This window comes from Rahnella sp. BIGb0603, assembly GCF_024808755.1.
GTDB classification, from domain to species: Bacteria; Pseudomonadota; Gammaproteobacteria; order Enterobacterales; family Enterobacteriaceae; genus Rahnella; species Rahnella contaminans.
The window spans coordinates 31,897-44,930 of sequence record NZ_JANUEX010000003.1 but is presented as its reverse complement, the minus strand read 5'-3'; the positions used below and the strand labels follow the sequence as shown (position 1 = coordinate 44,930).

14 protein-coding genes are annotated in these 13,034 nt (G+C 56.8%); 4 read left to right on the top strand and 10 right to left on the bottom strand.

All coding sequences use genetic code 11. The features are described 5' to 3' along the window. Positions 1–265: 265 nt before the first annotated feature. A complete protein-coding gene (locus M2403_RS08565) occupies positions 266–772 on the bottom strand; it encodes a DUF1993 family protein (RefSeq protein ID WP_165058592.1) in 507 nt (168 codons plus the stop codon). Positions 773–984: 212 nt separating this feature from the next. Here M2403_RS08565 and M2403_RS08560 point away from each other — a divergent pair, with 212 nt between their 5' ends. Continuing rightward, complete coding sequence (locus tag M2403_RS08560; protein WP_259228933.1) at positions 985–2,253, top strand: glutamine amidotransferase-related protein; 1,269 nt, start codon at positions 985–987, stop codon at positions 2,251–2,253. Positions 2,254–2,266: 13 nt separating this feature from the next. On the opposite strand, the gene uraH is transcribed toward M2403_RS08560, so the two are convergent. The 9 genes from uraH to M2403_RS08515 form a co-directional block, all read right to left on the bottom strand. After that, positions 2,267–2,602 (bottom strand): hydroxyisourate hydrolase, encoded by a 336-nt coding sequence (gene uraH / locus M2403_RS08555; protein ID WP_165058596.1) that lies wholly within the window; start codon positions 2,600–2,602, stop codon positions 2,267–2,269. Further along, positions 2,599–3,096 carry a 2-oxo-4-hydroxy-4-carboxy-5-ureidoimidazoline decarboxylase gene (uraD, locus tag M2403_RS08550; RefSeq protein ID WP_259228932.1) on the bottom strand — a complete coding sequence of 166 codons (498 nt, stop codon included), beginning with the start codon at positions 3,094–3,096 and terminating at the stop codon, positions 2,599–2,601. The genes uraH and uraD overlap by 4 nt, the downstream gene beginning before the upstream one ends. Continuing rightward, positions 3,093–4,367 carry an allantoate amidohydrolase gene (gene hpxK, locus M2403_RS08545; protein ID WP_259228931.1) on the bottom strand — a complete coding sequence of 425 codons (1,275 nt, stop codon included), beginning with the start codon at positions 4,365–4,367 and terminating at the stop codon, positions 3,093–3,095. The genes uraD and hpxK overlap by 4 nt, the downstream gene beginning before the upstream one ends. Further along, a complete protein-coding gene (locus tag M2403_RS08540) occupies positions 4,367–5,605 on the bottom strand; it encodes an alanine--glyoxylate aminotransferase family protein (RefSeq protein ID WP_208950690.1) in 1,239 nt (412 codons plus the stop codon). Before M2403_RS08540 ends, hpxK begins: the two co-directional genes overlap by 1 nt. 18 nt (positions 5,606–5,623) lie before the next feature. Further along, a complete protein-coding gene (locus tag M2403_RS08535) occupies positions 5,624–6,376 on the bottom strand; it encodes an amino acid ABC transporter ATP-binding protein (RefSeq protein ID WP_095923152.1) in 753 nt (250 codons plus the stop codon). Beyond that, positions 6,376–7,026 carry an amino acid ABC transporter permease gene (locus tag M2403_RS08530; protein ID WP_191996181.1) on the bottom strand — a complete coding sequence of 217 codons (651 nt, stop codon included), beginning with the start codon at positions 7,024–7,026 and terminating at the stop codon, positions 6,376–6,378. Before M2403_RS08530 ends, M2403_RS08535 begins: the two co-directional genes overlap by 1 nt. 2 nt (positions 7,027–7,028) lie before the next feature. Next, on the bottom strand, positions 7,029–7,694 hold the full coding sequence (locus tag M2403_RS08525; RefSeq protein ID WP_165058604.1) for an amino acid ABC transporter permease: 666 nt from the start codon (positions 7,692–7,694) through the stop codon (positions 7,029–7,031). A 24-nt stretch (positions 7,695–7,718) separates the two neighbouring features. Further along, complete coding sequence (locus M2403_RS08520) at positions 7,719–8,510, bottom strand: transporter substrate-binding domain-containing protein (protein WP_152324668.1); 792 nt, start codon at positions 8,508–8,510, stop codon at positions 7,719–7,721. 258 nt (positions 8,511–8,768) lie between these two features. Then, a complete protein-coding gene (locus M2403_RS08515) occupies positions 8,769–9,608 on the bottom strand; it encodes a MurR/RpiR family transcriptional regulator (RefSeq protein WP_217152615.1) in 840 nt (279 codons plus the stop codon). Positions 9,609–9,798: 190 nt separating this feature from the next. On the opposite strand from M2403_RS08515, the gene M2403_RS08510 reads away from it, so the two are divergent. Genes M2403_RS08510 through M2403_RS08500 form a run of 3 tightly spaced genes read left to right on the top strand, consistent with a single transcriptional unit; the run spans position 9,799 to position 12,995 of the window. After that, entirely contained in the window at positions 9,799–11,385 is a 1,587-nt protein-coding gene (locus M2403_RS08510; protein ID WP_259228930.1) for a gamma-glutamyltransferase family protein, read from the top strand. Between the two features lie 15 nt (positions 11,386–11,400). Then, positions 11,401–11,595 (top strand): oxalurate catabolism protein HpxX, encoded by a 195-nt coding sequence (gene hpxX, locus M2403_RS08505; protein WP_165058612.1) that lies wholly within the window; start codon positions 11,401–11,403, stop codon positions 11,593–11,595. Continuing rightward, positions 11,592–12,995: an AtzE family amidohydrolase gene (locus tag M2403_RS08500; protein ID WP_259228929.1), complete on the top strand. Its 1,404-nt coding sequence runs from the start codon at positions 11,592–11,594 to the stop codon at positions 12,993–12,995. The genes hpxX and M2403_RS08500 overlap by 4 nt, the downstream gene beginning before the upstream one ends. Positions 12,996–13,034 lie beyond the last annotated feature (39 nt).

Sequence of the window (13,034 nt, the reverse complement as noted above, 5' to 3'; positions counted from 1 at the left end):
TTAAGATTCAGTAATTCGCGAAACGTGATTTTATAAACACGCCGGAATTAAAGAGACTGCATCGTGACAAATTCATCTGTATTAAAGAAACGGAAGGTGTTGTGCCAGCGATGGCACCGGGTTTATTTTATAAATCTGAATATATTCAGAGAGGAATTAATTTTGTTATAATTTTGATGAATATACATTTCACAATACCGCCCTGAATTATATATTTCAGGGCGGATATTTAATTAGCGATTCAGGTAATTAAATAAAACCGGACTTAAACCTGCCCGATAAAATCGAACTTGCCGATATTCACGCCCAGATGGCGCAGAATGTTGTAGGCGGTGGTGACGTGGAAGTAGAAGTTCGGTACCGCAAATGTGGTGACGTAGCTGTGCGCGGTGAATTTCAGTTCATGATTTTTACCTTTCACCACGATCTCACGGGATTCATCGCCTTCCAGTTTCGCGACATCCACGCTTTCGATAAAACGCAGGGTTTTGGCAATACGTTCCTGCAACTGGGCAAACGTCACTTCATTGTCTTCCATCGCCGGTGCTGCCACGCCGGACAGACGGGCGATCGCGCCTTTTGACATATCGCTGGTGATTTGCACCTGACGCGCCAGCGGATACATATCATCGGCAAGACGGGTATTCAGCACTTCTTCTTCCGATTTTCCGTTTTCCTTTGCCCATGCCGCGCCCTTCTCCAGCAATGCTGAAAGATTCTTTAAACCACGAACAAACTGTGCCGCCGTACTGCCATACAGAGATGCTGACATGATGCTTCCTTAATGAATGGGGTTAGAACAACCGGCGATACATTAGCGCGTTATGGTCTAAACAGCGTGGCGTTTTGTAGTAGTCCGTGGCGGCCTAAATTCGCATTTGCGACTTACCGCGCCCTTTTTGTCAAAGCATGTAAACGCAGGCCGGGGTGGATCGCTTCTTGCATTCAATACTCCCGCAAAAAACATCTGACAGAGGATACCTGATGACCATCACCTTTATTGCACACTCCACGCCCGAACCTGCGTTGTACGGCGCGATGGCAGCGATACTTGCTGAATTACGCGCTTTGCCGCTGTGTCACTTTCCCGTCAGTCATGATGCACAACGTTATCCGAATGCCCGTCAGCACGTCACGGCGCAGGGACACGCACTGACCAGCGGGCTGGTCTGGCTGGAGCGCCTGACCGGGCGCGGTGCGGGTGAAGAGTCTGGTCTGGAATCACTGATTTATCGGGCACTTAAGGAGGATGTCGTGGTGCCGCTGCGCGAACCGTTATCCCCGGCGGTGGCCGCCGAAATCGCCGGACACGGCATCGGCGTTGAGTCATTAAACGTGGTCCGCAATCAGGATAAATTTCAACTCGAAGACTGCGATACCGGTAAAATTCGCAGTAACGGCTGGGGACGCGATGCGTTTGGCCGCTGGGCGCTCGGCTCGGTTTCACAGCCGGTAATGCGCGCCGGAAAGACCCTGCGCGTGGCGATGGTTGGCGATTTTTGTGAGCAGCGCGACAGCTATCCGGCGATGCTCGCTGCACTGGGAGACGCCGCCGATGCACTGGCAATGAACATTGACGTAGTTTATGTGACAGCGGGGTTAATGGGCAGCCAGCTCGACTGCACGCTTTTCGACGTCGATGGCATTATTTTACCGGGGGCAACATTAACGCCGGGCGATCACCAAGCCAGCCCGCTGGCGACCGCCCGCTGGGCACTGGATAACGCAACGCCGGTACTGGGCATCAATCAGGGTATGCATCAGATGGTGACGGCGCTGGGTCAGAAAACACTCGGGCAGGACAGCGTGGTGATGCACGGCCCGTCCATGCTGGGCAGTTTGCAAACCGGGCTGCCGCTCGCCGAGCACGCGCAGCCGCGTCTGGGAAATCATCCGGTCGTCACCCGCAGCGGCAGTCTGCTGGCGAATAAAATGGGTGAGGAATTTACGCTGCGTTACAACCAGCGCCGCTATCTGAATCCGCATTTACTGGCGGAACTGGAAAGTTCGGGATTACTGATTTCAGGTTATGACGAAAGCGGGCTACAGGCGCAGGCGGTGGAACTCAATAATCATCCGTTCTTTATGGGTGTTCAGGGACAACCGGAACTGATGTCGCGCCGCGAGCGCCCGAATCCGTTGCTGATGGCGTTCCTGCAACAGGTGCGCCAGGGCAATCGTGACCGGGATGTCAGCCACGCGGCGCTGACCCAAAGCGTGCGGTTAAAGCATCCGCACCTGCTGATGGGCTGAATAACACAAAGATCTAACTGCCGCGATACGTTGAATAAGAATACGGACTGATCAGCAGCGGCAGATGGTAATGATCCTGCTCACCGTCGATCATCACATCAACGATCGCCGTGTGGTAAAGCGTCTCGCGACCGGTTGCTTTAAAATAGGCGCCGATATCAGCACACAAACGGTAATGCCCGGACGCCACCGGTTCCGGCGTTAATTTCGCGGCGCGCCCGTCGGCGTCGGTTTGGGTTTCGCTGATACGCGTGATTTTCTGCCCGTCGAGGCTTTCCAGCCAGACGCGCACGTCAGCCGCGGGCTGGCCCAGAGACGTATCAAGAATATGTGTGGTAATGCGGGTCATGGCTGGAATATCTCCTTTAAACGCAGCAGGGTAATTTCTTTGAGTTGTTGCGCCGTTTCGTGATCTTCTGCATCCGGCGAATTCTTCAGACGTCTTTGCAAGTTATCAAGAATTTCTTCTGAACTGCGCCCTCTGGCACGGATCAGAAATACCCGCCCGAAGCGCTGTTCGTAACGCTGATTGCCGTCATACAGCGCATCAATAACAGACTGCTGGCTGATATCGAGCGTCGCCTGTTCGCCACGGGAAAGCTGCGCTTCTTTACCGTTGCCGTTCGCCCGTTCGCCGATACGCGGATGCGCTGACAGTGCCTGAGCAATATCTTCAGGCCGCCAGTTTTCGCAGGCGGATCCGGCAGCTTGCAGCACGTCTTCCACAGATGAATAAGGCCGCCCGTCGCTGACCGTTTTCGCCCAGGCAGGAATATTCACCAGCGGGCGTAACAGCGCCACGGCTTCAAATTCAGACAGCGCATTAAATTCCCCAGGCGTCACAGATGGCCTCCGTCGAAACTCAGCACCGTATTGATATACGCCTGCACCGCATACGCCACATCGCCGGTAGTAACAGATTCATCAGGATGATGGCTGATGCCGTCTTTGCAGCGCACAAACAGCATGCCGACCGGCCAGCATCCGGCGATAGCAATCGCGTCGTGCCCGGCGCCGCTTGGCAGCGACATCACCTGCCCCTGTAAATGCAAAACGCTCTGGCTCAGGCGGTGCTGCAAACTTTCGTCGCACTCTGTCGCGCTGATGCCGTAAAACTGTTCGGCGGTAAACGTCAGCCCGCGCCGTGTGGCGATATCCCGGCCTTTCGTCAGCAGCGTTTCCAGCAGCGCAGAGAGATCATCATCTCGCGGACCGCGCACATCCAAAGACAGTTTCACCTGCCCCGGAATGACGTTCACCGCGCCCGGCAGGCATTCCAGTGTGCCTACTGTCGCCACCAGATTGCGGCCTGTGGCCGTGGTGATGTTTTCAATCGCCAGCGTCCATTCCGCGGCGGCGGTCAGGGCGTCCTGACGTTGCCCCATCGGCACGGTTCCGGCATGACCGGCGTGACCGGTAAATTCGCAATTAAGACGTCGCGCACCGTTAATCGCCGTCACCACACCCAGCGGTACATTTGCCGATTGCAGGCACGGCCCCTGCTCAATGTGCAATTCCAGATACGCGCAGAAATCGCTGACCGCACGCTGTGACGCGCCGATTTTCAGCGGGTCCAGCCCGGCATTCTGCATGGCCTGCGCCACCGAAATACCCTGCGCGTCCTCACGTTCCAGCCAGTCAGCGGGCCATGTGCCGGTCAGCCCGCGACTGCCCAGCAGCGTGATGCCAAAACGCGTGCCTTCTTCGTCGCAGAAGCCGACAACTTCCACCGCCATCGGCAAACGGATGGCGTTCTGATGCAAATGTGCCACAACTTCCAGCGCCGTCAGCACGCCGAGCGGACCGTCATATTTTCCCGCATTACGCACGCTGTCGAGATGCGAACCGAGCAGGATGGCGGGCTCCGACGGATCACGCCCTTCATAACGTCCGCAAATATTACCCACGCTGTCCTGCCAGACGCGCATACCGGCCGCTTCCATCCACTCGCCCACCAGACGGTTGGCCTGTAAATGTTCGGCGGAAAGATAGACGCGGGTCAGCTGTCCCGGTGTTTCGCTGATGGCGGCGAGTGCGTCGCAGCGCGCCATCACCCGCTCAGCAGCCAGTTTGGCGCTTTCGGAAACCGCAGCCAGCGTAAAGGCTTCTGCCATTACTGACCTCCTGCGTAATGATCCCAGGCAGCCTGCGCCCCTGCGCCGTATTTCGACGCAAAGCCCAGACGATGAAGCACCGCTTCCAGCGCCACCAGCGTTTGCAACACACAGTCTTTACGCGCGTTATAACCCATGGTGCCGATACGCCAGATTTTCCCGGCCAGCGGACCAAATGACGTGCCGATTTCAATGCTGAAATCGTTAAGCATCATCTGGCGCACCTGTTCGCCGTGAACGCCCTGCGGAATAACCACGCCGAGCACGTTGTTCATGCGGTTGTTAAGGTCACCGAACACTTCCAGCCCCATTCCCTGAATCCCCGCCAGCAGCGCGCCGCCGTGCAGTTCGTGGCGGGCGATGCCGTTATCAAGCCCTTCTTCCAGAATGATGCGCGCGCACTCGCGGGCGGCAAACAACATGCTGGTGGCTTCGGTATGGTGATTCAGACGTTCCGGGCCCCAGTAATCCATGATCATGCCCAGATCGAAATAATTGGAGTAGATCATCTCTTCGTCGCCGTCGGCGTGATCGGCGGTGCGGATCCCTTCTTCGACACATTTACGGCGGCGGATTTGTTCTTCAAAGCGCGGACTGATGGTGACCGGCGAGCTGCCGGACGGGCCGCCGAGGCATTTCTGCAAACCGGCAGACACCGCGTCTAACCCCCACGCGTCGGTTTCCAGCGGGTTACCGCCAAACGACGCCGTCGCATCGGAGTAGAACAGTACGCCGTGACGGCGGCAGATTTCACCCAGTTGTTCCAGCGGCTGGAGCATGGTGGTGGACGTGTCGCCCTGCACGGTCAGCAGCCAGCGCGGTTTTACTGATTTAATCGCATCTTCGATTTGCTGCGGGTCAAACACTTCACCCCACGGCGCTTCAATCGTATGCACTTCGGCGCGGCACCGGCGGGCGATTTCACACAGCAGATGTCCGAAACGGCCAAACACCGGCACCAGCACTTTGTCGCCCGGACGAATACCGGAAAGCAGCACGGCTTCGATACCGGCGCGTGAAGTGCCGTCGATCAGTAAGGTCCACGGGTTTTCGGTTTTATACAGCGCGCGGTACAGCGCCATCACTTCGTTCATGTAGCCGGTCATCACCGGGTCATATTGCCCGACCAGCTGGCTCGCCATCGCCCGCAGCACGCGCGGATCGGCGTTGATTGGCCCCGGCCCCATCAGCAGACGGGTTGGCGGGTTGATTTGTCCGGGAGAGATGAAATCTGACATAGTTAATCCTTTACACTGTTAGCTTGCAGCAGCCTCATTCAGGCCGCGTACGGATGCGATAAACTGTCTTAACTCGGGAGTTTGCGGATTAGCAAACAGCGCGCGGCTTTCGCCCTGTTCCCACACGGTGCCCTGATGCATAAACACCACGCGGTCGCCCACTTCACGGGCAAAATTCATTTCATGCGTCACCAGCACCAGCGTCATGCCTTCTTTCGCCAGTTGCTCGAGCACTTTCAATACTTCGCCGACTAATTCCGGATCCAGTGCCGAGGTGATTTCATCACACAGCAGCACTTTCGGGTTCATCGCCAGCGCACGGGCAATGGCCACGCGTTGCTGCTGGCCGCCGGAAAGATTCGACGGGTAATAATCCATGCGATCTGCCAGTCCGACTTTCGCCAGCATCTGCGCGGCCAGTTCCCGGCATTCGGCGGCGGACTTTTTCAGTACGCGGCGCGGCGCCAGCATGACGTTTTCCAGCGCAGTCATATGCGGGAACAGATTAAAGCTCTGGAACACCATGCCAACGGAACGGCTGATATCGCGCGCCTGAGAATCGCGGTCGGTGATGGTCATTCCGCCCAGTTTGATACTGCCTTCCTGATAGCCTTCCAGCCCGTTCATGCAGCGCAACAGCGTGCTTTTCCCTGAACCGCTGCGGCCGATAATCGAAATCACTTCGCCGCTGTCGATATCCAGATCCACGCCTTTCAGCACGTGGTTCTGACCGTAAAACTTCTGAACCTGATTGATGGTGATCAGTGGCATTACTGTTTCTCTCCACGCAATGATTTTTCTAAATGCTGGCTGTAACGCGACAGCGGATAGCACATCAGGAAGTAGCCCAGCGCCACTAATCCGAACACTTTGAACGGCTCATACGTCACGTTGTTGAGCATGGTTCCGGCTTTGGTCAGCTCGACAAAACCGATAATTGAGGCCAGCGCGGTGCCTTTCACCACCTGCACGGAAAACCCGACGGTTGGCGCGATGGCAATCCGCAGCGCCTGCGGGGTGATAACACGCCATAACGTTTGGCCGAAATTCAGACCCAGACAGCGCGACGCTTCCCACTGGCCCTTCGGTAACGCGGCAATACTGCCACTCCAGATATCCACCAGATAGGCGCTGGTGTAGAGCGTGAGCGCCAGCGCGGCAGCCGTCCACGGACTGACGTTGATACCAAACAGGCCAAGCCCGAAAAACGCCAGGAACAGCTGCATCAGCAGCGGCGTACCCTGAAACAATTCGGAATAAAGACGCACAAAACGCGTCGGCCAGCGGCGTTTAGTCAGGCGCAGCAACAGCAGCGGCAAGGTCACCAGCGTACCGCCAATAAATGCGGTCAGCGACAGCAGCAAGGTCCAGCGGGCCGCCAGCAGGAGATTGCGGACAATGTCCCAGTCGGTGAAAGTCATCATCAGTTTTCACTCCCAAAGACCCGGCGTCCGGCCAGCAGCAACAGCTGACGCATCGCAACCGATAACAACAAATAAAATAACGTGGTGACCAGATACACTTCAAAACTGAGGAAAGTGCGCGACTGAATTAAGTTCGCCGCAAACGTCAGTTCTTCATAGGACACCTGCGATACCACGGAAGATCCGAGCATCACGATAATGCACTGGCTGACCAGCGACGGATAAATACGTTTCAGCGACGGTGGCAGCACGATGCGCAGGAATGTCTGGCTGCGGGTTAATCCCAGCACGCGTCCGGCTTCCCACTGGCCTTTCGGCGTCACCTGAATACCGGCGCGGATAATTTCGGTGCTGTAAGCCCCGAGGTTAATCAGCATCGCCAGCAACGCCGCTTCACCTGCGGTCATCTTCAGGCCGATGGCAGGCAGGCCAAAGACGATGAAAAATAACTGCACAACAAACGGCGTATTACGGATGGCTTCGACATACATGCCCCAGACGGTCCGCAGAATTTTATGGTTGCCGCAGCGGATGGCTGCGCCGCAAATTCCTATTGCGACACCGCCAACCGTCGCCAGTACCGTCAGCTCAATGGTGGTCCATAATCCGGCCAGCAGTTCCGGCATGTAAGGCCACAGCGCGCTAAAGTTAAGCTGATAGGTCATGAAAGATCTCCGTCAAAGCCCTGATCACGCGCCGATGGAAGCCGGCAGCGGTGCCTTCATCCATTTTTCAGACAGCGTGTTCAGCGTCTTATCTTTAATGCCTTCGGCGATCAGTTCATTCACTTTGTCTTTCAGCGCCGGTTCGTCTTTACGCAGCCCGACGTAGCACGGCGAATCTTTCAGCATGACTTTCGATACCGGGGCTTTGGCCGGATTCATACGGGCCACCGCTGCCACCACCAGATTACCCGTCGCGATGTATTCCACCTGACCGGACAGGTAGGCCGACAGCGTGGTGTTGTTGTCTTCGTAACGCTGTATTTTGGCGTCTTTTGGTGCCACATCGGTCAGCGCCAGATCTTCCACCGCCCCGCGGGTCACGCCGATGGTTTTACCGGACAGTTCTTTCAGATCCGCCAGTTTGTCCCCCTGCGCGCCAAACACGCCGAGGAAAAACGGTGCGTAAGCGTTGCTGAAGTCGATCACTTTTTCGCGCTCAGCATTTTTGCCGAGGCTGGAAATGACCAGATCGACTTTATCCGTTTGCAGATAAGGCACGCGGTTGGCGCTGGTGACCGGAACAAGTTGCAACTTAAGTTTCATCTTATCGGCCAGATACTGCGCCATGTCGATGTCATAACCTTCCGGCTGCAAATCCTTGCTCACCGAACCAAACGGCGGGAAATCCTGCGGTACGGCCACGCGCAGCACGCCGCGCTTCTGAATATCCTGCAACTGATCGGCCATCACGCCGGATGCCTGAAGCACCAGCATTGCCGCACCTGCCCAAGCCAACAGCCGTTTATTCATGTTCATAGATTATCTCCGGTGAAAAGTTTTTGGAACGATAGATTCTTATATTTAAAACTTTGCAACGAATGTGCCAAAAGCAACGCCGCAGAAAAAATGTGCGCAAAGTCACGGTATGACAAGGGATTATAAAAATGCTGGCGGGATCAGAAGTGGTTTTTTTGCCCTGAATCAGGGCAAAAAATGGGAGTCTATGAAAACACATACGCACTAAAATTGTGCGAAAGCACCAGAAAAGCGCTCAGTTTGTTCTGTAAACGGGAATCAGCGCTGCTCCAGCTCATCCAGCGCGTTATACATATCGCTTATCTGATGAATACGCTGACGGCCTGACGCGAGCATATCGTGCAACAACGCATTGCTGAGTAAATTCGCCAGACTCATGGCAGAAGAGTAGCTGTCAAACGCCGAAACGCTGTCGAGCGGCGCGGCCAGATGCCAGGTGGCGAGCGGGGTCAGCGTCTGCGCCTGAGGCTCGCAAATCAGCAGCACCGGTACGCCAGCTGACTGTAACTGCGTCAGTATTTCCTTCGCCATGCGCGGCCTGCGGCGGAAGGCCACGAAAATCACCACGTCCTGCGCGGTGAGATCCACCAGTTCTTCCGCCAGCGTCTGCCCCGGTTGCGGCATCATCATTACACCTGCCCGCACCTGAATCAGTTGCTGGCGCAGATGCAATGCCACCGGATAACTGTTGCGAAAGCCCAGCAGGCGCACCTGTCGCGCCTGACTCAGCGCTGAAATCAGCGCACCAAACTGAGCGCTATCAATCTGGTTAATCCACTGCGTAAGATTCGCCATTTCCTGCTTATAGTGCCGTGATAACAAGGTGTTACCTTGCACCGCGTCACGGCTGTCAGTCAGCGGCATTCCGCTCTGGCGCAGGGTGCGCATTTCATCGCGCATATCACGATAGCTCGGGTAACCGAGACGTTTGAACAGGCGGCTGACCGTGGCTTTCGACACGCCGCTGAGCCGCGCCAGCTCTGCGCTGTTGTAACTCATCAGGTCGTCGATGCTGGCAAAAATAAAGTCGGCCACCCGCTGTTCCTGCGGTGTCAGTTCTGCGTAATGGTCACGCAGACGCTCATCAATCTGTTTCATCTCTGGCCCTTTTGTAACCAATGTTTCATCGGAACATACCATGCACTATGCTTGCCAGTGCAATAGAAATTAGCGTGAAAAACGCAAGACTCTGCCGATGTGGAACACCTCTTGCTTAATTCTATCCCTACGCGCCCACAACCCTGCAAGCGCGGGCAGCATAAAAAAGCGTCTCAAAAAAGGACATCGCATGATTAACAGTAACAGCGCGCCGCTGGGCATGGCGGTCACACCTCATCATCTGGCAAGCCAGAGTGCGCTTGCGGTACTGAGGGAAGGCGGTAATGCCATCGAGGCGATGGTGGCCGCAGCCGCAACAATTGCGGTGGTCTATCCGCACATGAACGGACTGGGCGGCGACGGTTTCTGGCTGATTGTGCCGCCGCAGGGCAATCCGGTGGCGATAGACGCCAGCGGTGCCGCCGGCTCGCTGGCCTCTCTCGATTTCTACACCGGGGAATCGCATATTCCGCACCGTGGGCCGAAAGCGGCACTGACGGTCGCAGGCACGGTCGGCGGCTGGCAGGAAGCGCTGAATGTGTCGGCTGAATTTGGTGGCGATCAAAAACCCCTTTCACGCCTGCTGCGCGATGCCATCCGTTACGCCGCTGATGGCATTCCGGTAACGGCTTCTCAGGAAGCTGCCACCCGTGCCAAGCAACATGAGCTGAAAGACTTCCCCGCGTTTGCCGACGTTTTTATACCGAACGGCGAAGTGCCGCGCGCCGGTAACCGCTTCACCCAGCCGCAGCTGGCACAGACGTTATCCATGCTGTGCGAAGACGGGCTGAACAGTTTCTATCGCGGTGAACTGGCCGACAATATGGCCGCCGACATGGAAAGGCTCGGCATGCCGGTCACCCGTGCCGATCTGGCCGCTTACAAGCCCCGGCGCTGCGTGCCGCTGCGTCTCAAACACAGCAAAGGCGAAATATACAACCTGACACCGCCGACGCAGGGGTTAGTTTCACTCGCGATCCTCGGTCTGACTGACCGTCTGCCGCTCGAAACCATGGATGAAAGCGCGACGATACACAGCATTGTCGAAGCCACCAAGCTGGCGTTCGGCCTGCGCGACCGCTATATCACCGATCCGCGCATGATGACGCAGGACGCGCAAAGCCTGCTGGATCCGCAGTATCTCGACGCCCTCGCCACCCGCATCAAACCGCACAGCGCCGCCGGCTGGGGCAAAGGTAAAGGTCCGGGCGATACCGTCTGGATGGGCGTGATGGACAGCAGCGGGCTGGCGGTATCGTTTATTCAGAGCATCTATCACGAATTCGGCAGTGGCGTCGTTCTGCCCCAGAGTGGCGTGCTGTGGCAAAACCGTGGCGCCTCATTCAGCCTCGATGCCAGCCATTTACTGGCACTGGCGCCGGGTAAACAACCGTTTCATACCCTTAACCCTGCCGCCGCACGTTTATACGACGGGCGCACCATGGTTTACGGTTCGATGGGCGGCGACGGTCAGCCGCAAACGCAGGCTGCGGTATTTATCCGCCATGTGGTGCAGGGACAATCCTTGCAGCAGGCGATCAGCGGGCCGCGCTGGCTGCTGGGTCGTACATGGGGGGAAAGCTCGGACTCCCTGAAACTGGAAGGCCGTTTCGCCTATCCGACCCAGGCCGGACTGAGACAGCGCGGTCACGATGTCGAACTGTTGCCGGATTTCAGTGAAGCCGTCGGCCATGCCGGAGCCATTGTCCGCCATACCAACGGCATGTTTGAAGGCGCTTCCGACCCGCGCAGCAACGGCAGCGCGGCCGGTTTTTAAACTGAGGAACTGATCATGAAAAATACGCCTGCGGCCACAGACTGGGCCGCTTACATCCGCCAGATGGAGTCCGTTCTGGCGCTGGAACTCGACGATGTACGCCGTCAGGAACTGCTGGTGCAGTTCAGCCGTATCGCGCAAATGGCGCAACCGCTGATGGATTTACCGCTCGATTCGCGACTGGAAATCGCCGGGGTGTACAGAGCATGAAATCGTTTGATAATTTCACGATTAATCAGCTTCATCAGGCCATTACACAGGGTGAAATCTCAGCCACAGAAATTGCCAGCGCCACGCTGGACGCCGTTGAACAGGCCAATCCGGTCATCAACGCGTATACGCATATCACCCGCGAACGCATGCTGAGTGAGGCCGCTAAAGTGGATAAAACCCGCGCCAGCGGAACCGCACTGGCACCGCTGGCAGGCATTCCTTATGCGGTGAAAAACCTGCTGGACGTCGCCGGTGAAGTTACGCTGGCGGGCGCGAGCCTCAACAGCAGCAACGCCGCCGCACGTCATGATGCCTGGACCGTTTCACGCCTCGCCGCACAGGGCGCGATGCTTTCCGGCATGCTGAACATGGATGCTTACGCCTACGGTTTCACTACCGAAAACAGCCATTATGGTGCCACCCGTAACCCGCGTGATCTGGCACGCGTCGCCGGAGGATCGTCCGGCGGTTCTGCCGCTGCGGTCGCTGCCGGTCTGGTGCATTTCACGCTCGGCAGCGACACCAACGGATCCATTCGCGTGCCTGCATCATTGAGCGGTATTCTCGGCCTGAAACCGACCTTCGGACGGATCTCCCGCCGCGGCAGCCAGCAGTTTGTCGCCAGTCTTGATCACATCGGTCCGATGGCGAGGTGCAGCGAGGATCTGTCGCAGGTCTATGACGCGATTCAGGGCACAGACTCTCAAGATCACTTCCAGGCAGATAAACCCGTGACTGCCACTTTTTCTCAGCTCGGACGCGGCCAGCAGGGTTTGCGTACTGCGGTGCTGGGCGGCTATTTTGCGACCTGGTGCGACGACCACGCTAAAGCTGCCGTGCGCCAGATTGCTCAGGCTCTTGAAGCGCAGGAAGAAGTTGAAATGCCACAGGCCGAACTGGCGCGTTCAGCGGCATTTATCATCAGTGCTTCTGAAGGCGGCAATCAGTATTTGCCAAAACTGCGCAGTATCCCGCAACAGTTTGAACCGTTATCGCGCGAGCGTTTACTGGCCGGCGCGATGATCCCGGCGGCATGGTACGTGCAGGCACAGCGTTTCCGTCAGCATTTTCAGGAACAAATCTTGCCCCTGTTTGATCACTGGGACATTTTGATTGCCCCTGCTACGCCATGCCCGGCAACGCTGATTGGTCAGGACACCATCAGAATTAACGGTCAGGATCTGCCGACACGTGCCAATATGGGTATGCTGACGCAGCCAATTTCGTTCCTCGGTTTACCGGTAGTGACGGTGCCGGTCACGACATCGACCGGCCTGCCAATAGGATTACAACTGATTGCGCCGCCGTGGCGCGAAGACCTGTGTCTGCGTGCAGCACGGGCGCTCGAACTTCAGGGCATAGTGGAAGTCAGCAGTTCTCCGGTGATGCCCGCGTAACAACCTGCATCCCGTTTTCCAGGGTGAAGCAAAAGAGTA